The sequence below is a fragment of the Sporofaciens musculi genome, assembly GCF_009830285.1.
In the GTDB taxonomy this organism is placed as follows: Bacteria; Bacillota; Clostridia; order Lachnospirales; family Lachnospiraceae; genus Sporofaciens; species Sporofaciens musculi.
Genome location: NZ_WUQX01000001.1, coordinates 3,040,195 through 3,059,088 on the forward strand (window position 1 = coordinate 3,040,195; position 18,894 = coordinate 3,059,088).

An 18,894-nucleotide genomic window follows, 5' to 3' on the forward strand; every position below is an offset into this window, starting at 1 on the left:
GGAGGACAGAAAAATGGCTTTTAATTACTATGATACACACCACCTGCTTGCCTCCGTGCAGCAGCTCCCGCCTCTCCACACCTTCCTGCTGGATCGCTACTTCCCCACGAACGCAGCGACCGACATTTTCGCCACCGACGACGTGCTGGTGGAATACAAGAAGGGATCCAAGAAGGCGGCACCGTTCGTAGCTCCCCGCAAGGGCGGGATCACGATCCTGCGCGACGGCTACACCATGAAGCGCTTCACGCCTTCCTATATCGCGCCGAAGCGCCCTCTCACCATTGACGACCTGAAAAAGCGCGGCTTCGGCGAGGCTCTCTACACCAAGCTGACACCGCAGCAGCGGCAGGGCGTAATCATGTTGGGCGACCTCGACGAGCTCCGCGCCATGAACATGCGCCGCAAGGAGGCCATGGCGTCCGAGGTGATTTTCACAAACGGCTGCGTCATGGACGAGTATGTGGACGACCTGCACAACTTCGAGGAAAAAGAGGTGCGGTACTACGACGGCGAGAAAAACCCGGCAGTATATACACCGGCCGCCACTCTGGACACCACAGAGGCGAGCGGGAAACGTTTTCTCGCAGACGTCGCGGCCATGGGCTACATGCTGACGTCCCGCGGGCTCGCCTTCACCGAGGTGCTGGTGGCTCCCGACGTCGCAGACGTGATCCTCGCGAATGAGTGGATCCTGCGCCTGCTGGACAACCGCAACTATCAGATCGGCGGCGTGGATCCTGCCGTCCTTCCCTCTGGCGCGACCAAGATCGCCCGCCTCAATGTCAAGGGCCGCATGATCGACTTCCTGAGCTATGAGGACACCTACACCGAAGTGGACGGATCCGTCAAGCCCTTTATTCCTGCGGGCATGATCGCAGCGGGCGCACCGAACGCCGGGCGCACCGTGTACGGAGCGATCACTCAGGTGGAGCAGTCCGACGGCGAGTTCCACACCTACACCGGCGTGGACGTGCCGAAGTACCTCAGCGACGCGAAGCACAACGTCCGCGAGCTGATCCTGAGCTCCGCGCCTCTCTGTATGCCGAACAACGAAAACCCGTTTATCACCGCGAAAATGCTTTAATGCTGGCGGGGAAAGGAGCAAAGCATGGTAAAAATCAGAGTAACATGTGGCGGCTGCGGGATTGAATACACGGACGAGCACGGCAACGCACGGCACGCACTGAAAACGGCCGAGAGCGGCCCCTTCATGTGCGACGCCGGGCAGGCCGAGCGCCTCGTCCGTCTGGGCGTGGCCGCCTATGTAACCACAAAGGAACCGGACAAGACCGAGGACGGCAGCGATCAGGATCCGGGGGAAACCCCGGACACCCAGACCGGACACCTCTCTGCTGAGGATCTGGAAAAATGGGACTTCAACGATCTGCGCAAGCTCGCGGCCGACATGGGCCTGAAACCCGAAGGCAAGAAAAAAACCGATTATATCGCCGCGATCGCAGCCGCAAAGATTACGGCCGGTGACGACAACACAGAGGACGGCAGCAGGGACGAGGGAGACGACGAGCTCCCGGATCTGGGAGCTGCCGATCCTGAGTAAAGGAGGCAAGGACATGATCCAAATGGTAAAAGGAACCTACGGACGCATGGCGAACGGGCGCGTGGAGCCTATGACAAAGCGCTCCAGCCCCTTCTCCCTCTCAGAAGCCCGCGAGGCCGAGCTGGTGAAGGCAGGCGTGGCCGTAAAGGTGGAAGCGTCCGATCAGGCCAATGACTACAACCGCATGAAAATGGCAGAGCTGCGCAAGGCTGCTGCAGCTGCGGGAGTGGACGCAGAAAAGGCAAAAGCGGCCAAGAGCAAGAAGGAACTGATCGGCCTGCTGGAAGCTGCGGCGAAACCTGCGCCGGGCTCCGGCAAGGAGTAAGCCGGTGGGCTTCAAAGAGCAGCTCCAGAAGGATCTCGACTCTGTTTTCTTCAACCTCGACGAGTTCGCAGAGATCCACCGCGTCGAAGGGAAAAAGATCCCCGTCGTGGTGGACAGCGACCAGCTGAACAAGCTCAAAAAGGGGCAGATCCTCGGACTCATAGAGGCCGACATGCTGCTCATGGGAAAAGAGGCAGATTTTCCGTCCAATCTGGAGCCGGGCCGCCTGCTGAACGTAGACGGCCGCGAAATGCTCGTGGCAAACTCAGGCAGGGATCTGGGACTCGTCGAGGTGGCCCTGCGGCAAAACAGAACGGGCTAAGGAGGCGACGACATGACACTGACACAAAGCATTGACAAGGTGGTGGGCTGGCTCGCTGAGAACGTATGCAGCCAGATCACCCTCAAACTCCCGGACGACGACCGGAACGGCGCGGAGTACCCCGTGGAGTATGTACACCCGGCAGCCTTCCCTCTTTATGTGCCGGGAAAAGACCGGCTCCCCCCTTCGGTGCCCGCTCCGATCCCTTCGGTATGCGTGCAGCTCATGGAGGGGAGCGACGATCTGCTGAAATTCAGGCGGCAGCTCCAGCTCCGGCTCTGCCTCTCGTGCTGGAACCCCGGATTACATGGAGCCGAAGTGCTTCATGCGAAGCCGGACGCCTCAAAGATCGGCGGCTTTTCCTACTACCGCGTGACCGGGGAAGCTGCCGAAACCTACACCCGCAACATGGAAGGCTGGCGGGACTCTCTCAACTTCGCGGACATTGTGCTGCGCGAAGTCGAAAACGCGGAATTTATAGCAGGGCACCGGCTCGTGAAGGAGTCCGGGATCAAGTACGGGCCGTTCGTTGAGGACGGCAATATATGGGACTACTACCCGTACTGGCACAACTGGATCAGCTTCACGCTGGAGGCCGGAGTCTCTGCGACGACACCGAAACAATACGAGGATCTTTTGTAAGAAAAGGAGGTTTTATTATGCCATATTTACACGGCGCATACGGCGAGATCGGCGACTCCAAAGTAACCGAAGTCCGGCAGGGAAGCGTGATCTGCGCCTATATCGGCACCGCACCCGTGAACCTCGTCCGAGGCTATGCTGAGGCCGGGATCATCAACATGCCGGTCAAGCTCACCGGCATGGGGGACGTACAGAACAAGGCCGGGTACTCCAAGACCGGCTGGGAGGACTTCACGCTCTGCGAGGTTTTCGCTGAGCACTTCGACAACACCGAGGGGGACATAGGCCCGATCTATATCGTGAATGTGCTCAACCCGGACATTCACCGGGACACCGAGCCGATCACCGAGGAACTGACCGTAAAGAACAACCGCGTGGAAATCAAGAGCGCGGAGATCATTCTCGACACCCTCGCGATCAATGACATGGCCGAGGGTGTGGACTACACCCTGAGCTACAACTTCTCCAAGGGGGCAGCCGTGGTGCAGTTTACCAAGACGCCCACGACCGAGACTGTCACCTGCTCCTATAACACAGTGGACGCCTCCATGGTGGACGCTGCCGACATTCTGGGAAAGGAAACCGAGGAAGGGGAATACACCGGCCTGCACGCCATGAGCCTGCTCTACCAGTATTGCAACGCGGTACTTGACATTCTGGCAGCGCCGGGCTGGAGCCATAACCCGGAAATCTACCGGGCCATGGTGAACACCGTCACAAAGCTGAACGGGCACTGGGACGGCTTCGTCAATGCGGACATACCACTGGAGGACGAAGCCGGGAAACCGATCGACACCATGGAGAAGGCGAAAAAGTGGGCCGAGGATCACGCATACAACAGCGAGCGCAGCAAGGTGTACTGGCCCAAAGTCAAGGACGGCACCGGCCGCGTGTTCCACCTCTCCACCGTAGGATCTGCCACCATGCTGCGCGTTGACCTGAGCCACAACGGCGTCCCGTTCGAGTCGCCCTCCAACAAGGCGATCATGGCAACGGGGCAATACTTCGGTGAAAGCTCCAATAACCGCGGCTTCGACCAGCAGAAAGCCAATACCCTGAACGAGTCCGGGATCACGACGGCGTGCTTCTGGGGCGGCCAGTGGGTACTCTGGGGGCCTCATACGGCCGCGTACAAGTACGAGGACAGCATAACCGGGAACATGGACGCCCGCGCGATCTTCGACGTGAACCTGCGTATGCTCATGTACATCACCAACCAATTCCAGATCGACCACGGGACAGAGATCGACTCCCCGCTCACTCCGACGGCTAAGGACACGATCCTGAACGACGAGAAGCGCAGGCTCGACAACCTCTGCGGGATCGGGGCCCTGATCGGCTCCCCTACCGTGGCATTTCTGGAGAGTGCGAACCCGGTCAACCAGATGATGAACGGCGACTTCGTGTGGGACTTCACCGTCACCAACACACCGCCGCTGAAATCTGCAACCGCCCGCGTATGCTACACAGACGAGGGCTTCAATGCGTTTTTTGAAAGTGAATAAGGAGGTGCAAAAGCATGGGAAAATGGGTAGACATTAAAGGCCCCGTAGTGGCCGACACCGTTTACTCGGACAATGTGCTGGTGGCGAAGGACACGTCCTTCACGCTGCCGGGCATTGAGTTTTTAACCGCAGACGTACAGGCCATGGGGACAATGACCGTGCCGCTGATCGGGCTTCTGGAAAATATGGAGCTCAGCGTCACGAAGATCGGCGTGGACAACGGCCTCAGCCGCCTGAACCGCCTCGAAAAGCAGAACCTCGAATTTAGATGGGTGCAGAGCGTTATCAGCTCGGACGGCTCCCAGTCTACTGAGGGCTGCAAGGCGTTCGTGCGGACGCTGCCGAGCAATATCCCGGAGATCGGCGTGGAGGTAGGAAACGCGACAGAGGTTGAGGCAACCTACAACGTCACGCGCCTGCAAATCTACGCGAACGGAGTCGAGGTTTTGTGTGTTGACAGACTGAACCAGATCCTCCGCGTCAATGGCAAGGACTACTACCAGAGCATTGACAATCTTCTGTAAAAACCAACCATAGAGGCCACCGGTCAATGAAACGATCGGCGGCCTCTTTTCGTAGAAAGGAGCAAAACCATGGACAAGAAAGACAAGAAAAAGGACGGCACCCTGACGCTGAAAAACCCGATCCAGATCAACGGCGAAACCGTCACCGAAATGCGGTACGACATCAACGAGATCGACGGCGTTCTGTTTGCTACCGCTGAGGCAAAAAAGAAGGCGGCGGCAGGCATGAAAAACGTGTCAATCTCCGCGGCGGCCGAGTTTGACTTCGGCCTCCACCTCTACCTCGGATATGCGGCCATTATCGCGGTAAATCCGAGCTACGACTTTTCGGACATGGAGCGGATCAAGGGGCGCGACGTCGTGGAGGTTATGCAGATCGGCCGAAATTTTATGCTCGCGTCGGACAAGGCTTCACCGGAAAGCGACTCCGACGAGCATACAGAGACTACGCCAGAGTGTACCACACCAGCACCGCAGACCTCGAAAAAAAGCCAATCGTAAACTTTATTCTTGAATATGCCGAGGCGGCCGAGGATCTGGCAGAGGAACGGAAACGGGCCAAGGAAAAGGCCCGGCCGCCGATCGGCAAGATAAAACACAAAAGGAGGTGAGCGCATGGCGAGAACGCTCGAAACCTCGGTCGAGATCTCCGGCGTCCTGAGCCCGTCGCTGCAAGCGGCGATCAGGAACGCGGTAAGCAAGCTGGAGGAAATGAGCGAGGAAACGCTGGAGGCTGCCGGAGCTGCCGAGCGTCTGGCTGCTGAAATCAGCACACAAGAGTCTGTACTGAGAAGCCTCGAACGGGGCTATGCAGATTTTATTGTGAGCGGCGAGGAAGGCACCGACGAGGCCCGCGCACTCGCGGATCAGATCCAAGAGCTCAGCAGCGAGCTGGACGAAAACCGGGGAACGCTGGAAGCTGCACAGCAGGCAGCCGAGCAGCTCGCCTCCGGCATGGACGAAACGGCCAGCGAGGCCGACCAGCTCAGGGGCACGATCAGCGAGCAGGAAAGCACCCTCGAAAAACTCAAAGAGCGGTACGTCTCCCTTGCATTATCTGAGGACGACACGACCGACGAGTCGAGGGAGCTCGCCGCACAGATCCAAGAACTCAGCAGCGACCTGAACGAAAACCGGCAGCGGCTACATGACGCGGAAAACGCGGCCGACCAGCTGGACAACTCGCTGGAACAAGTAGATGACTCGGCCCGGCTTGCGGACGAAGGCTTCACAGTCTTTAAGGCTACGCTTGCGAACCTCGCAGCAGACGCAATCCGGGCAGCAATCGACGGGATCAAGGATCTGGTGAGCAACGTCATGGAGTTGGGCCAGAACTTTACCAGCACCATGTCGGAGGTGCAGGCCATATCCGGCGCAACCGGTGACGAGCTGGAAACGCTGGAAGCCTGCGCCCGCGAGTTCGGCGCGACGACGACATTCTCGGCGTCCGAAGCTGCCGAGGCCCTAAAGTATATGGCACTGGCCGGGTGGGACGTAGAACAATCCACGAGCGCCCTCGGCGGCGTTCTCAATCTGGCCGCGGCCTCCGGCATGGAGCTGGGTGCTGCCTCCGACATGGTGACAGACTACCTGAGCGCCTTCGGCATGGAAGCAGATCAGGCGGCATACTTCGCCGACCTTCTGGCCTCTGCTCAGGCAAGCAGCAACACCACCGCCGAAGCTCTCGGCGAAGCATACAAAAACTGCGCCGCCAACCTGAACGCAGCCGGGCAGGACGTGGAAACCGTCACCTCCCTGCTGGAAGGCATGGCGAACCAAGGCTATAAAGGCAGCGAGGCTGGCACCGCTCTGGCTGCAATCATGCGTGACATAACAAACGCCATGGACGAAGGCCAGATCAAGATCGGCGACACCTCCGTGGCCGTCATGGACGCAGAGGGCAACTTCCGCGACCTGACCGACATTCTCACCGAGGTGGAAGCCGCAACAAATGGCATGGGGGACGCTGAGCGGGCCGTGGCCCTATCCTCCACTTTTACGGCAGACTCCACCAAGGGCCTGAACCTGATCCTCAACGAAGGCATGGACAGTATCGCCGGGTATGAGGAAAGCCTGCGGGGAGCCAGCGGCACCGCCGAGGAAATGGCGGCAATAATGAACGACAACCTCTCCGGCGATCTGGCGCAGATGAACAGCGCATGGGAGGAACTCGGCCTCAAAATATACGAGCGCTTCGAGGGATCCCTCCGCTCTGCCGTCCAGTTTGTCACCGGCTCAGTGATACCGGGGATCGAGTGGCTGCTCGGCCACCTTCCTGAGCTGGGCGTGGCGTTTAGCGCTCTGGGCGTCGTAATCGCTGCAATCAAGTGGGAGTCAATCACCCAGAAGCTCACCATGGCAAAGGGAGCCGTCCAGGGCGTAATCGGAGCCATAGGTGGCATATCTGCCCCGGCGCTGGCCGTGGGCGCTGCCATAGCTGCGCTGATCCTCGCCTTCGCGAACCTCTGGAAGAACAACGAAGAATTTAGAGCCAAGATCACGGCGATCTGGGACGGGATAAAGGCCAAGTTTGACGAGTTCGGGCAGGCAATCACCGACCGGCTCAACGAGCTGGGCTTCGAGTTTGAGGACATAACCGAGGTACTGAGCGCCGTCTGGAACGGCTTCTGCGAGCTGCTGGCCCCCGTATTCGAGGGAGTATTCCAGCAGATCAGCAATATTCTGGGCGTAGTGCTGGACGTGCTCGTCGGGCTTTTCGACGTGTTCGCCGGTATATTTACCGGCGACTGGGATCGAGTCTGGCAGGGCGCCGGTGAAATCTTCGGCGGCGTCTGGGACTTCGTGGTGGCGACCTTCACGAACTGGATCGACACCTTCAAGGGGCTGGCCGACACCGTTCTGGGCTGGTTTGGCTCCAGCTGGGACGAAGCATGGAGCGCGGTCAAGGACTTTTTCGAGGGGATCTGGAACGGGATCGCCTCATTTTTTACCGGTATATGGGAGGGGATCGTCTCCTTCATCACCGGGACATTGGACACAATCGCGACCACATTCTCAAATATCTGGAACGGGATCACCTCGTTTCTGTCTGGGACATGGGAAACGATCAAAAACGTGGTGCAGGTGGGCGTCATGGCGCTGGGCGAAATCCTGAACGCCGCCTTCCAAATCATCACTCTGCCCTTCCAGTTTATCTGGCAGAACTGCAAAGATTTTATTATCCCGATCTGGGAGAGTATCAAGTCCACCGTGTCCGGGGCACTGGACGCGATCGGCGGCTGGATAAACAGCAAAATGGAGGCAGCAAAAGCCACATTCACGGCCGTGACGACCGCGATCAGCAACGTGGCAAGCACTATCTGGAGCGCGATCAGCACGACCGCCTCGACAATCTGGGAAAGCATAAAGGGAGCGATCAGCAGCAAGATCGAAGCAGCCCGCGCCGTGGTAAGCTCGGTGACGAGTGCGATCCAGAACGTCGCAAGCGCAGCATGGAACGCGATCAGCTCCGTGACTTCAAGTATCTGGAACACAATCACCAGCACGATCACCAACAAGGTGAACGCTGCACGCAGCGCCGTGTCGAGCGTGTTCAACAGCATAAAATCGACGATCAGCTCGGCCCTGAACTCGGCCCTCAGCACCGTGTCGTCGATTTTTAACAGCATACACTCCGCGATCTCTGACAAGATAAACGCGGCCAAAAATGCGGTAAGCTCCGCAATCAGCGCAATAAAAAGCGCGTTCAACTTCTCGTGGAGCCTGCCACACCTAAAGCTCCCGCATATCAGCATAAGCGGCAGCTTTTCACTATCACCGCCAAGCGTGCCACACTTCGGTATTGAGTGGTACAAGGAGGGCGGCATTTTAACACAGCCGACAATCTTCGGAGCGTCCGGCAACAACCTTCTGGCAGGCGGCGAAGCTGGAGCCGAGGCCGTGGTGCCTCTGGCTACTCTCTGGGAGAAGCTGGACACCATGATCCACGAGGTATTCAACAGCGCCAGCTCGACCGGTGGAACCTCTGACGCAGGGCTCACCAGCAAGGCCGGGGAGCTGCTGACTCTGGACAACTTCTCACTGGGAAGTCTGGCAGACAACGGCGGCGTGGTTATTTATTACGACTTTTCCGGCTTCACATGGAGCCCACAGATCCAGACGGGCAATACCGGAGACGGGGACGACGACCTCATGGCGCAGCTCAAAGCGCACGAGGCTGAGTTCTTCGACTGGCTGGAGGAATTTATTCAAATGCGGGAGGTGGCCCAGTATGCGTAGAGTAACAGCCTACAAGGAATACGCCACGCGGGAGGGCGACACCTTCGACGCGCTGGCCCTCGAAATGTACGGCGACGAGACACTCGCCCACTATATCATAGACTTTAACCCCGACCATGCGGACGTGCTAATCTTCGACGCAAACGTGGCCCTCCGGCTGCCGATCGTCGAGGACGTGGAGACGCCGGACACGCTGCCGCCGTGGCGTCGGGACACTGAGGGCGAAGGGGGCAGCCCGTGAAACTTTTCTACAATGGGACGGACATATACAACGACGTATCGCTGAACTACTGCGTGCATGAGATGTACGCAGAAAAGCAGGCCGACACGCTCGTGCTCCGTTTCAACGACACCAAGGGGATCTGGAGCAAATGGAACCCGGCAGACGGTGACGTCCTCCGCTTCACTGAGGGAGCAAGCGACACCGGGAAAATGTTTCTGCACTCCATGAAACCAGAAAACGGACTCTTTACGATCCGGGCCATGGCTATGCCGAAAAGCGGAGCCACCAGAAAGTCCAAAAGCTGGGCGGGCGTCCGCTTCCTGCAACTGGGAAACGAAATCGCGGCGAACCATGGCCTCACTTTTCAGAACTACGGCTGCACGGATCAGGCATACCCGTATCTGAGGCAAGAGAGCGAGACAGACTTCGCTCTGTTTTCCCGCCTCTGCACGCTGGAGGGCTGCCAAATGCTCATATACGACGGCAAGCTGCTGGCGTACAGTGAACAATACATTGAGCAGCAGGCCGTCGCTGGCACGCTGGAGGTGGACGAAAACGGGAACTTTACCTACCAAGACAACCGGAGCGCGTGCTTCGGATCCTGCGAAGTAACCGCGGGCAACTTCTCCGGCACATTCTCAGCGCCGGACGCAAAGAACGCGGCCGTGCTCCGGGCGAAATGTATCGCCGAGGCGCAGCTCCGAGCTCCGGGGCTCCCTGCCTCCGGTGATCGCGTCACGCTTATGAGTAACAGCAACGCGGAGGCGGCCCGCTTCGCCAAAGGGCTGCTGAGGAACGCCAACAAATACGGGCACACGGGCCAATTCTCCAAGGCCCTGCTGACCGGCTACGCTGCCGCAAGCCTGCTGCAGCTAAAGACCGAAAAGGCAAGCGCATGGAACGGCCCCGTGTTCGTCTACAAAGTGCGCCATGACTTCGTAGGAAATAAATCAACCCTGTATTTCAGGGATCTGCTGGAGGGCTACTAATGGGACAAATAAACAAAGGCAGGATCGCCAGCATAAAAGGCAACACGGCCCGCGTGGTGCCCTCTGACGCAGGCGCAAAGCCTACCGCAAATATCACGATCCCGTGGCACCTGAGAGGCGACACGGGGAAATTAAAGAAGGGCACGGCCGTGGTGTATGTCGAGTTTGACGACGCCACCGGGCTGCTGCTGGGACGCGCCGACGGAGAGTGGGGCGCATATCTTCCCCACCTGACAGCCGGAACCATAACGGGGGCCGTGCCTGACGGAGACGTCACGGCGGCAGGCGTGAGCCTGAAAGGCCACACGCACACCGGAGCGCATGGCGAAACCAGCAGCCCGCACTAAGGAGGGATAGCATGGCAACAATGGCAAAATGGGGCCCGAAAACATGGGCCGTGAGCTCTCAGAAAGTCGTCGCCCTTCAAGACCTCAGCTTCTCCTATTCGCAGGTGGCGGACAATAACACCTCCACCGAGGAAAAGAAAACCACCAACGAGAGAGGCACCGAGCTTTTCCCGCTCAGCTTCACCACGACGCTGCACTCCGGGGCGGGCGTAGACGTCCGGGCCGAGATCGAGAGCTGGAAAGCGCTTGTTACAAAAGTAAATTATTTCTATCTGGGCGGCAGGCAGCTGGGCCCGAAGCTCCAGCTCAGGAAAGTGTCTGTCGGCAGCGTAAAGACTGACGACTCCGGCCGCATACGGCTGGCGACGCTCTCCTTCGAGTTCAAAGAGTACGATCCAGACACCACCAGCGTGAAGGTGAACACCTCGGCGCTGAAAGTGAAGGCCAGCAAGACGACCAAGGCCCAGAAGAAAAAGACAAACACCGCCGTCAAGAAGGCGGCAAAAAAGACAATCAAGGTGGGCGACTATGTGAAGCCTACCGGCAAGAAATACGCAACCGACCAGACGATCCCGGCATGGGTAAAGCAGCGCAGCCATAAGGTGAGCCAGATCAAGGAAAGCCAAAACAGGGTACTGCTGGGGCACCCGAACGGGATCAACAGCTGGGTGTATCTGAGCGAAGTCACGCTCGTGTAAGGAGGGAGGACATGCAAGCACATGGAAACGGGAACCCGGAAACGTGCGCCTCCAATCTGCTGCGGACGATCCGCGGCGAGGTGCCATACGACCGCGTGAGGGGGCGGGACGGTGCCCTGATCGACCAGCCGAACGCCACGGACGAAGCCGTCGCGGACGCTGAGTGGGTGCTGGAGACATTCGAGCCCCGCGTCAATATAAAGGACATACAGATCAACCCGGAGGCCGGGAACCCCGGAAACTTTAACACCTATGTGGACATTGAAAGGAAGGAGGACGAGGACGCATGAGCGAGCTCAAATTTATTGACACCGAAGCGGGGCCGATCCGGGACGGAATACTCGAAGATCTGGAGAACGGCGTCGGCGATCCCCTATATCCGGGCGACGAGCGCCGGATCTTCGGCGAGGCTCTGGCTCAGGTAGTCGTGGCCGTGTACAACAGCGTGAACGACGCCTGCCGCCAGAAAATGCTCCGGTATGCCCGCGGGGACGTGCTGGACGCTCTGGGAGAAAACCGGGACACCGCCCGGCTCGATCCTACCTTCGCCACCACCACGCTGCGCTTCGGCGTAAATGAGGCCGTGTCTCATAATATCATCATACCGGCCCGGCTGCGGGTGACTGGCGACTTTATCCACTATTTTCTGACAGACCAAACCGTCGTTCTTTATGCCGGGCAGCTATTCGTCGAGGTGGGAGCGACGGCCGAGAAAGGCGGCGCAGACTATAACGACGCAGCGATCGGGGAACTATCACAGATCGTTGACCTCTCAGACGTCGCCCTGATTGACTATGTAACCAACACGGAGCCGACGGGCGGGGGCGGCGATCAGGAAACCGACGAAGCATACCGGGAAAGGATCCGGGAAGCGGAGAACCGGCTCAGCACCGCGGGCCCTGAAAAGGCGTACCGCTACTGGGCGCTATCTTCGAGCCCGATCGTCACGGACGCGGTGGTGGAGTCTGAAACCGAGCGGATCAGCAGGACGCTGAAAACCTACGCCGGGCACGCCTTCCAAGGTGGCGCAAACCTGATCCCGGAGTCTCTGGCGGTGTATCTGCCGGGCGGCTCCGAGGCCGTGGACGGTACGGACTATACGGCCAGCTATGACGACGAGCTTCTGACGCTGACCCTCTCCGGCTCTCTGGCAGCAGCCGACGAGGTAAAGATCGAGATCACCCGGAACATGTACGGGCGCGTCAAAATCGTGCCGATCTGCGCCGGTGGAGAACTGCCGGACGAGGACGTGCTGGAGGCCGTGCGCCGCGTCTGCTCTGCGGACGACGTGAGGCCCCTCACCGACATTGTGCAGGTGGAGGCCCCGCAGGTGGAGCTCTACGACATAGAGCTGACCTACTACACGACCAAGGCCAACGAGTCCGAAGTCGTCAAAAACGTGGAAGGCCCGGACGGGGCTATCAACCGGTACATATACTGGCAGGGCTCCGCTCTGGATCAGGAAATCAACCCGGACGAGCTCAGGAAGCTGATCCTCTGCCCTCACTGGATAGAGAACCCGATCGGGGCCACCCGCGTTATCATCACCAAACCGGAATACAAAGAGCTGCCAAGCACCACCGTGGCGAAGTTTTCCGGGAACATCAACGTGCAGCACGTTGTAAAGGATTGAAAGGAGGTGGAACATGGGCGGCATGAAAGTGTCTGAGCTGGAGTTTGTGCGCCTTCTCCCTGCCTTCATGCGGGACGACGAGGCGGCGATCGCTCTCAGCAAGGCCATGAACCGGCTCATAGGAGAACCCAGCAAGCGCTTGAAAACGCTCAGAGTGTGGGACAACATAGACAACCTCAACGAAGCGGAATGCGACGAGCTGGCGTGGGAGCTCGACGTGGACTGGTACGACTCCACCGGCATGAGTCTGGAGGAAAAGCGGGCCACGCTAAAGATCGCCCAGCAGATCAAGCGAAAGCGCGGCACAAAATGGGCCGTGGAGCGTCTGATCTCCGCATACTTCGGCGAGGGCTACATCATGGAGTGGTACGAAATGTACGGCACCCCGTACACCTTCGTGGCGCTCACCACAAACGCGCACATAACGGCCCAGAACTATGAGAAATTCGTCGAGGCCGTGAAGGCTGCCAAGAACGTGCGCTCTCATTTAGCTGGCATTTTTTACTTTTGGCAGCAGGGGCCGGATCCGGGCGTCGAGTACGCTCTGGACTCCAGCCTGCACCGGTACAACTTCGTGAAATGCGGTACCCGTCCAAGGATCGCAACCGTGGGCTTTATCGTAAAGCCGAGCATTGAGCTGGATCCGGAGGCGAGGCTGCTCTTTTACGGCTTCACACATGCCGGAACAATCAAGTGCGGCACCTATCCGCGGCCCGGCACTCTGGGAGCTGCCGACAAGCACAGGATCGCCGCCGAAGGCACGGCCGGAGCTATCCGGTACAACTTCAACCGGCAGGCGGGCACCTACCCGCGGCCCGTGACACTGGGAGTCGTCGAAGGGCGTCACATCAAGGCAGCGCCAGAAATAACCCCGCTGCCCTATGGCTTCACCAGCGCCGGGACAATCACCTGCGGCACCTACCCGCGCCCCGGCACTCTGGGGCGTGTGCTCCAGAACCCGATCGGCTCCAATCTGGAGGCGAAATTCACCGGCTACGGGTACGAAAAGGCTGGATCCCATACCTGCGGCACATATCCCCGGAGGCTGGCGCTGGGCGTCGTTCTGGCGGGTAATGCGGCCACGGCTGCGCGGCTGCTCTGCGGGGCGTACAGCTTCGTGAAGTGCGGGACAAAGGGGGCCGGGACAAAGGGCGCAGCTATAACCAACAAGGCAGCTACAGCGGCAAGCCTCGCCTGCGCGGCGTACAGCTTCGTAAAATGCGGGACGAGACGCTGCGGTGAATAAATAAACGAAAGGAGGGCACGCGCATGGCTTATTTTTCCGACACATTCATGGGCCACCGGAGGAACCAGTGGCTCCGCTCGATCCATGCCGTAGAGGTGCAGGTGGGCGCAGCGTGGCACCGCGGCACCATTAACCAGAAGCGGATCGAGGGCGACACTCTGGTGATTTTAGCGACGTTTCCGACGCTGGACTCCGTGGAGTGTACGATCTCGGCGTCCCGTCTCATTGACGTGCGCGGCGAGGTGGCCGCCTACCAGCAGCGCCTCGTCGAAAAGGTGGCCGGGCAGGGAGTAATGGTGAAGCTCACGATCCCTATCTACGAAGTAACAGCCTAAAAGGAAGGAGGAAAACGCATGTACAGAAATACCCAATGGCTCGACGAAGTGAAAGACATTGACACCGGCGAGCTCATTCAGGAAGGAACCGACCAGAGCGCCGGGCACTTCAACAACATGGAGCACGGCATAAGCGACGCACATCTGGCGGCGGCCCTGCTGGTGATCCAGAGCTCACTCACGGCCGATCAGGTGGCGACGGAGGAAAAGACGGTCACGCTCACCAACACCCAGCGTTACCCGTTCAACAGCTCCACCCAGACGATCGCCCTCAGCACCGTGAGAAACTTCGCGGACTACACCGTGGAGGCAGAGATCGCCGACCACGAGGGCAACGTCGGCGAGGTGAGGATCTTCGATCGTATGCTGAATGGCTTCAAGGTAGCCTACGACGGCAGCGCCAAAAGCGCCACCATTAAACTGAGAATTAAAGGAGGAATGTAACCATGGCAAAAACCAACAAAGTGACCGTGATCGAAAAGAACGCGGGCCAGAAAATCGACTTCGAGCAGAGCGGCACCCGCCTGATCTTCGGCGACGACGAGCTCATGCTGAACGCTGCCAAGTACCAGAAGGACTGGGACGTGGAGGTGGACGTCTGCCGCGATAAGTCCGACAACCTGACGATCGGCACCGGCTCCGGGCTGCGCTATGTGGCGCAGGTAAAGATCCCCGCCGCAACCTATACCGAGACGGAGATCGAGGCAGAGGAACCCGCAGAGGCTCCGGCGGCTGAGGACGCCGCCGAGAACGGCGACGGCATGAACCAGAAAACCACCGTACAGAGAGACAAGAACCCGCTCGACATGGGCGACGTGACCGTTATTCTCTGGAGCATTGAATAAGACAAGGAGGACATGACAATGGCAAATTTTGATCTTTCCATGCTGGCACTCAAAAGCGTGTGCCCGAACAACACGATCGAGGTAGACGACACCGATCTCCCCTCCGTGCTGGTGTATATCCCTGCATTTAAGAACAGCGACGTGCTGACCGGCGGCAACGACTCCACCCACCCCGCCTTTATCGTGAACGGCGTCCAGATCCCCGGCTTCTACTACTCCAAATACCAGAACGTCGTCCACGCTGTCACCAACACCGAGGGCTACAACGTGACGGCGGCGTACAGCCTGCCCGGCGAGGATCCGGCGCATGATATTAACTTTGACACCGCCCGCGCTCGCTGCGAAGCCAAAGGCCACGGCTGGCACCTCTCCACTAATGCAGAGTGGGCCGCAATCGCCCTCTGGTGCAAAAAGAACGGCTTCATGCCCTACGGCAACAACAACTACGGCAAGGACACCAGAGAAAGCAACTACAAGGCGATCCCGCTCCATAAATACACCGAAAACAGCGTCACCCGCACCGGCCGCGTAGCAACTGGCACCGGCCCGCTCACATGGAGCCACGACAAGACATTGGGCGGGATCTGGGATCTGAACGGTAACGTGTGGGAATGGCAGGCGGGGATCCGCTTCGTATGGGGCGAGCTCCAGATCCTTGCCAACAACGACGCCGCGGATCCTGACAACCCGCAGAACGAGACGAGCGTATGCTGGAAGGCAATCAACGCCGCCGACGGCTCTCTGGTGGAGCCTGAGTGTACCGTTTCCGGCTCTGCGAAGCTCTCCGGCAATACCGTGAAGCTGGACTATGTGAGCGGCAAGTGGACATACAGCACCACCATTTCCAGTCTCGCAGACCAGAGCCGGAGCTGCCTCTTTGCAAACGTCACCTGCACCGCTGCGATCGGCGCGGCCACCAAGGTGCTGCTGCGTTCTCTGGCTCTGCTGCCTGACGAGGGAACCACCGAGGCCAGCTACGAGGGCGACTACTACTGGCTGAATAACGGCGTAGCCGAGCGCTGCGTGATCCGCGGGGGCGCCTGGGACAACGGTGCGTCCGCTGGTGTGTTCTCCTTCTCCGGCAGCCCCTCCCGCGCGATTGTGCCCTGGGACGTGGGCTTCCGCTCCGCTTATATCCCGAATATCGGGTAATCTGGCAATCTGAAAATCTGGCAAGGGCGGCCCCCACCCAAGGGCCGCCCTCCGCTTTTAAGGAGTAAGTATGGACAATTTAGAGCTGCGCCAGCGTATCGCCCGGAGCATGATCCGGGTGGCCGAGCGCACCCAAAATATGAGACGGCCGGAGAAATTCGAGTACCGCAAGCACATGACGAACGCCTACGCGGAAATGCTGGAGCTCTGCATTGAGGCCAACCGTTCACGGGGCAACCGACGGCTGGAGCTCCAGAACAAAATGGACACGAAGCTGGACGTGCTGCGCACTCTGGTGGACACGGCAGTCTCGCCGGAGGATCGGCTGATCTCTCCGGGGCTTCACGAAGTCTGGAGCAAAGAACTGAATGAAATCGGGCGTATGCTCGGCGGCTGGAAAAAGTCGAACGAGTGAGCCCGTGGGGAATGTGTCGAGAAAAAAGGAGGCGCTGCGTGATCCGCGGGGGCAACTGGAACAACGGTGCGAACGCTGGTGTGTTCTACTTCAACGGCAACAACTCCCGCGCGAATGTGAACTGGAACGTGGGCTTCCGCTCCGCTCTCGCCTTATTCGTTATTGTCTGCGGGCTACGGCTCAGCAGAAACAGCAAGGCAAAAGGGACGCATTTCCCGGCCGACAAGGCCAAAGATCAACGCTCGCGCGGCCTGCTGGCGAAAGTCGCCAGAGGCGGCGGGCAAACCGCGGAGGCTGGCCGTTCCCTCGTAAGCGGGTGAAGGCGGCCGGGATCCTATGGTGTGGCGGCCATAGTGGAACGGACGCGCCAAGGAGTGTCACACGCGGGCCATTATTTTGACATTAAAGGAGTGAGGACATGGAAACAGCAAACCGGCCCTCCCTTCTGGAGCGAATATACTCGTGGGAGAACCTGCTGAACGCATACCACGAGGCAGCAAGCGAAAAGTGGTACCGCAGCGACGTGGTGGCCTTCTCGGCCAATCTGGAGGAAAGCCTGATCGGCATACAGAACGACCTCATGTGGCGCACCTACACCGTGGGACGGTACCGGCAGTTCTACGTCTCGGAGCCGAAGCGCCGCCTCATTATGGCGCTGGGCTTCCGCGATCGCGTCGTACAGTGGGCCATATATCTGCAAGTAAACCAAGAGCTCGACAACGGCATGATCTACCACTCATACGGCTGCCGCGTCGGCAAAGGAACCACCAGAGCAGCCGACCGGCTGCAATACTGGGCCGAGCAGGTGGACAGGAAACCGGGCCCGCGCTGGCACTACTTAAAACTGGATATTTCAAAATATTTTTACCGAGTGGATCACAATGTTCTGCTCGGTATTTTAGCGCGAAAATATCCGGGCGAGGACGGTTTTCTCTGGCTCATGCGCGTGATCGTATGCTGCGATCATACGCCGTTCGGCCTGCCTCCGGGCAAAAGCGCCGACGAGGTGCCGCCGTCCGAGCGGCTATTCGAGGTAGGTATGCCGATCGGCAACCTCACCAGCCAGCTGCTTGCGAACGTCTGCCTCAATGAGCTGGATCAGTACATCAAGCACGAGCTCCGGGCCCACTACTACGTCCGGTACATGGACGACATGGTGCTGCTGCACCAAGACGCCAAAACGCTGAACGAGTGGCGGCAGCTTATAGAGGACTACCTCAACAACGTGCTGCACCTCGACTTAAACAGCAAGACCGCGATCGGCCTCGTCTGCCGCGGTATCACGTTTGTGGGCTGCCGGATCTATCCGGGCAGGCGAAAGCCAACGCCGCAGGCCGTCAAGAAAATGAAGGCCCGTATGCGGTACATAGCCAAGGAATACGAGGCGGGGCTGATAGACTTCGACGCGGTGGACGCAACCATGCAAAGCTACTTCGGTATGCTGGGACATTGTACCACCCACGGGCTCCAGAAGTGGATCGAGAAAAACATCATTTTCAAACGGAGAGACAGCGATCTGTCTCAGGAGGTGAACACATGGACGTAACAGCAATCATTATCGCCGCCAGCATACCCTCGGCGCTGACGGGCTTCTGTTTCTGGCTGATCGAGCAGAGACTCCAGAAGCGGGCGAAAAAACAAGAGGACGAGGAAAAGCAGCGCCGGGAGAATGAAGAAAAGCGCGAAAAGCTGCGCGAGCAGCAAGAGCTTTTTCTGGTGCAGGGTATCGGAGCCGCGATCGCTCTCGGCGAGGCAACCGCCAAGGCCGTGCAGCGGATCCCCGACGCTCACTGTAATGGCGACATGCACGCCGCGCTGGAATATGCGGCAAAGGTAAAGCACGAACAAAAGGACTTTTTGACCGAGCAGGGGATCGGCGCACTGTTTGACTAA

At 59.0% G+C, this 18,894-nt stretch carries 24 protein-coding genes; all 24 read left to right on the top strand.

Annotation, left to right across the window (positions count from 1 at the left end):
* Positions 1-13: 13 nt before the first annotated feature.
* Complete coding sequence (locus GN277_RS15375) at positions 14-1,087, top strand: major capsid protein (RefSeq protein WP_159751777.1); 1,074 nt, start codon at positions 14-16, stop codon at positions 1,085-1,087.
* A 24-nt stretch (positions 1,088-1,111) separates the two neighbouring features.
* Positions 1,112-1,561, top strand: coding sequence for a hypothetical protein (locus tag GN277_RS15380; protein ID WP_120478095.1), 450 nt, complete (start codon positions 1,112-1,114; stop codon positions 1,559-1,561).
* Positions 1,562-1,574: 13 nt separating this feature from the next.
* A complete protein-coding gene (locus GN277_RS15385; RefSeq protein WP_120478094.1) occupies positions 1,575-1,886 on the top strand; it encodes a response regulator receiver protein in 312 nt (103 codons plus the stop codon).
* A 4-nt stretch (positions 1,887-1,890) separates the two neighbouring features.
* Positions 1,891-2,208, top strand: coding sequence for a hypothetical protein (locus GN277_RS15390; RefSeq protein ID WP_159751778.1), 318 nt, complete (start codon positions 1,891-1,893; stop codon positions 2,206-2,208).
* A 12-nt stretch (positions 2,209-2,220) separates the two neighbouring features.
* The gene (locus tag GN277_RS15395) at positions 2,221-2,850 is read left to right on the top strand and encodes a hypothetical protein (protein WP_120478092.1); all 630 of its coding nucleotides are present in this window, start codon (positions 2,221-2,223) and stop codon (positions 2,848-2,850) included.
* 17 nt (positions 2,851-2,867) lie between these two features.
* Positions 2,868-4,355, top strand: coding sequence for a phage tail sheath family protein (locus GN277_RS15400; RefSeq protein ID WP_159751779.1), 1,488 nt, complete (start codon positions 2,868-2,870; stop codon positions 4,353-4,355).
* 14 nt (positions 4,356-4,369) lie between these two features.
* On the top strand, positions 4,370-4,879 hold the full coding sequence (locus GN277_RS15405; RefSeq protein WP_159751780.1) for a phage major tail tube protein: 510 nt from the start codon (positions 4,370-4,372) through the stop codon (positions 4,877-4,879).
* A 69-nt stretch (positions 4,880-4,948) separates the two neighbouring features.
* Positions 4,949-5,380, top strand: a complete 432-nt coding sequence (locus GN277_RS15410; protein WP_159751781.1) for a hypothetical protein — start codon at positions 4,949-4,951, stop codon at positions 5,378-5,380.
* 114 nt (positions 5,381-5,494) lie between these two features.
* Positions 5,495-9,118, top strand: a complete 3,624-nt coding sequence (locus GN277_RS15415) for a phage tail tape measure protein (RefSeq protein ID WP_159751782.1) — start codon at positions 5,495-5,497, stop codon at positions 9,116-9,118.
* Positions 9,111-9,359, top strand: a complete 249-nt coding sequence (locus GN277_RS15420; RefSeq protein ID WP_159751783.1) for a tail protein X — start codon at positions 9,111-9,113, stop codon at positions 9,357-9,359. Before GN277_RS15415 ends, GN277_RS15420 begins: the two co-directional genes overlap by 8 nt.
* Positions 9,356-10,330: a phage late control D family protein gene (locus GN277_RS15425; RefSeq protein ID WP_159751784.1), complete on the top strand. Its 975-nt coding sequence runs from the start codon at positions 9,356-9,358 to the stop codon at positions 10,328-10,330. The genes GN277_RS15420 and GN277_RS15425 overlap by 4 nt, the downstream gene beginning before the upstream one ends.
* Positions 10,330-10,677 carry a hypothetical protein gene (locus GN277_RS15430; protein ID WP_159751785.1) on the top strand — a complete coding sequence of 116 codons (348 nt, stop codon included), beginning with the start codon at positions 10,330-10,332 and terminating at the stop codon, positions 10,675-10,677. Before GN277_RS15425 ends, GN277_RS15430 begins: the two co-directional genes overlap by 1 nt.
* 11 nt (positions 10,678-10,688) lie before the next feature.
* Positions 10,689-11,375, top strand: coding sequence for a hypothetical protein (locus tag GN277_RS15435; RefSeq protein ID WP_244324736.1), 687 nt, complete (start codon positions 10,689-10,691; stop codon positions 11,373-11,375).
* A gap of 11 nt (positions 11,376-11,386) precedes the next feature.
* Positions 11,387-11,665, top strand: coding sequence for an early E1A protein (locus tag GN277_RS15440; protein ID WP_120478084.1), 279 nt, complete (start codon positions 11,387-11,389; stop codon positions 11,663-11,665).
* Positions 11,662-13,008 carry a baseplate J/gp47 family protein gene (locus GN277_RS15445; RefSeq protein ID WP_159751786.1) on the top strand — a complete coding sequence of 449 codons (1,347 nt, stop codon included), beginning with the start codon at positions 11,662-11,664 and terminating at the stop codon, positions 13,006-13,008. Before GN277_RS15440 ends, GN277_RS15445 begins: the two co-directional genes overlap by 4 nt.
* A 13-nt stretch (positions 13,009-13,021) precedes the next feature.
* Complete coding sequence (locus GN277_RS15450; protein ID WP_159751787.1) at positions 13,022-14,254, top strand: phage tail protein I; 1,233 nt, start codon at positions 13,022-13,024, stop codon at positions 14,252-14,254.
* Between the two features lie 23 nt (positions 14,255-14,277).
* Positions 14,278-14,589 (top strand): hypothetical protein, encoded by a 312-nt coding sequence (locus GN277_RS15455; protein WP_159751788.1) that lies wholly within the window; start codon positions 14,278-14,280, stop codon positions 14,587-14,589.
* A gap of 18 nt (positions 14,590-14,607) precedes the next feature.
* Complete coding sequence (locus tag GN277_RS15460) at positions 14,608-15,033, top strand: hypothetical protein (RefSeq protein ID WP_159751789.1); 426 nt, start codon at positions 14,608-14,610, stop codon at positions 15,031-15,033.
* A gap of 2 nt (positions 15,034-15,035) precedes the next feature.
* On the top strand, positions 15,036-15,434 hold the full coding sequence (locus GN277_RS15465) for a hypothetical protein (protein ID WP_159751790.1): 399 nt from the start codon (positions 15,036-15,038) through the stop codon (positions 15,432-15,434).
* A gap of 18 nt (positions 15,435-15,452) precedes the next feature.
* Positions 15,453-16,586: an SUMF1/EgtB/PvdO family nonheme iron enzyme gene (locus GN277_RS15470; protein ID WP_159751791.1), complete on the top strand. Its 1,134-nt coding sequence runs from the start codon at positions 15,453-15,455 to the stop codon at positions 16,584-16,586.
* A 70-nt stretch (positions 16,587-16,656) separates the two neighbouring features.
* A complete protein-coding gene (avd, locus tag GN277_RS15475; protein ID WP_120478077.1) occupies positions 16,657-17,001 on the top strand; it encodes a diversity-generating retroelement protein Avd in 345 nt (114 codons plus the stop codon).
* A 38-nt stretch (positions 17,002-17,039) separates the two neighbouring features.
* On the top strand, positions 17,040-17,321 hold the full coding sequence (locus tag GN277_RS15480; RefSeq protein WP_159751792.1) for a hypothetical protein: 282 nt from the start codon (positions 17,040-17,042) through the stop codon (positions 17,319-17,321).
* Positions 17,322-17,419: 98 nt separating this feature from the next.
* Positions 17,420-18,547: a reverse transcriptase/maturase family protein gene (locus tag GN277_RS15485; protein WP_159751793.1), complete on the top strand. Its 1,128-nt coding sequence runs from the start codon at positions 17,420-17,422 to the stop codon at positions 18,545-18,547.
* Positions 18,538-18,894 (top strand): serine/threonine protein kinase, encoded by a 357-nt coding sequence (locus GN277_RS15490; RefSeq protein ID WP_159751794.1) that lies wholly within the window; start codon positions 18,538-18,540, stop codon positions 18,892-18,894. The genes GN277_RS15485 and GN277_RS15490 overlap by 10 nt, the downstream gene beginning before the upstream one ends.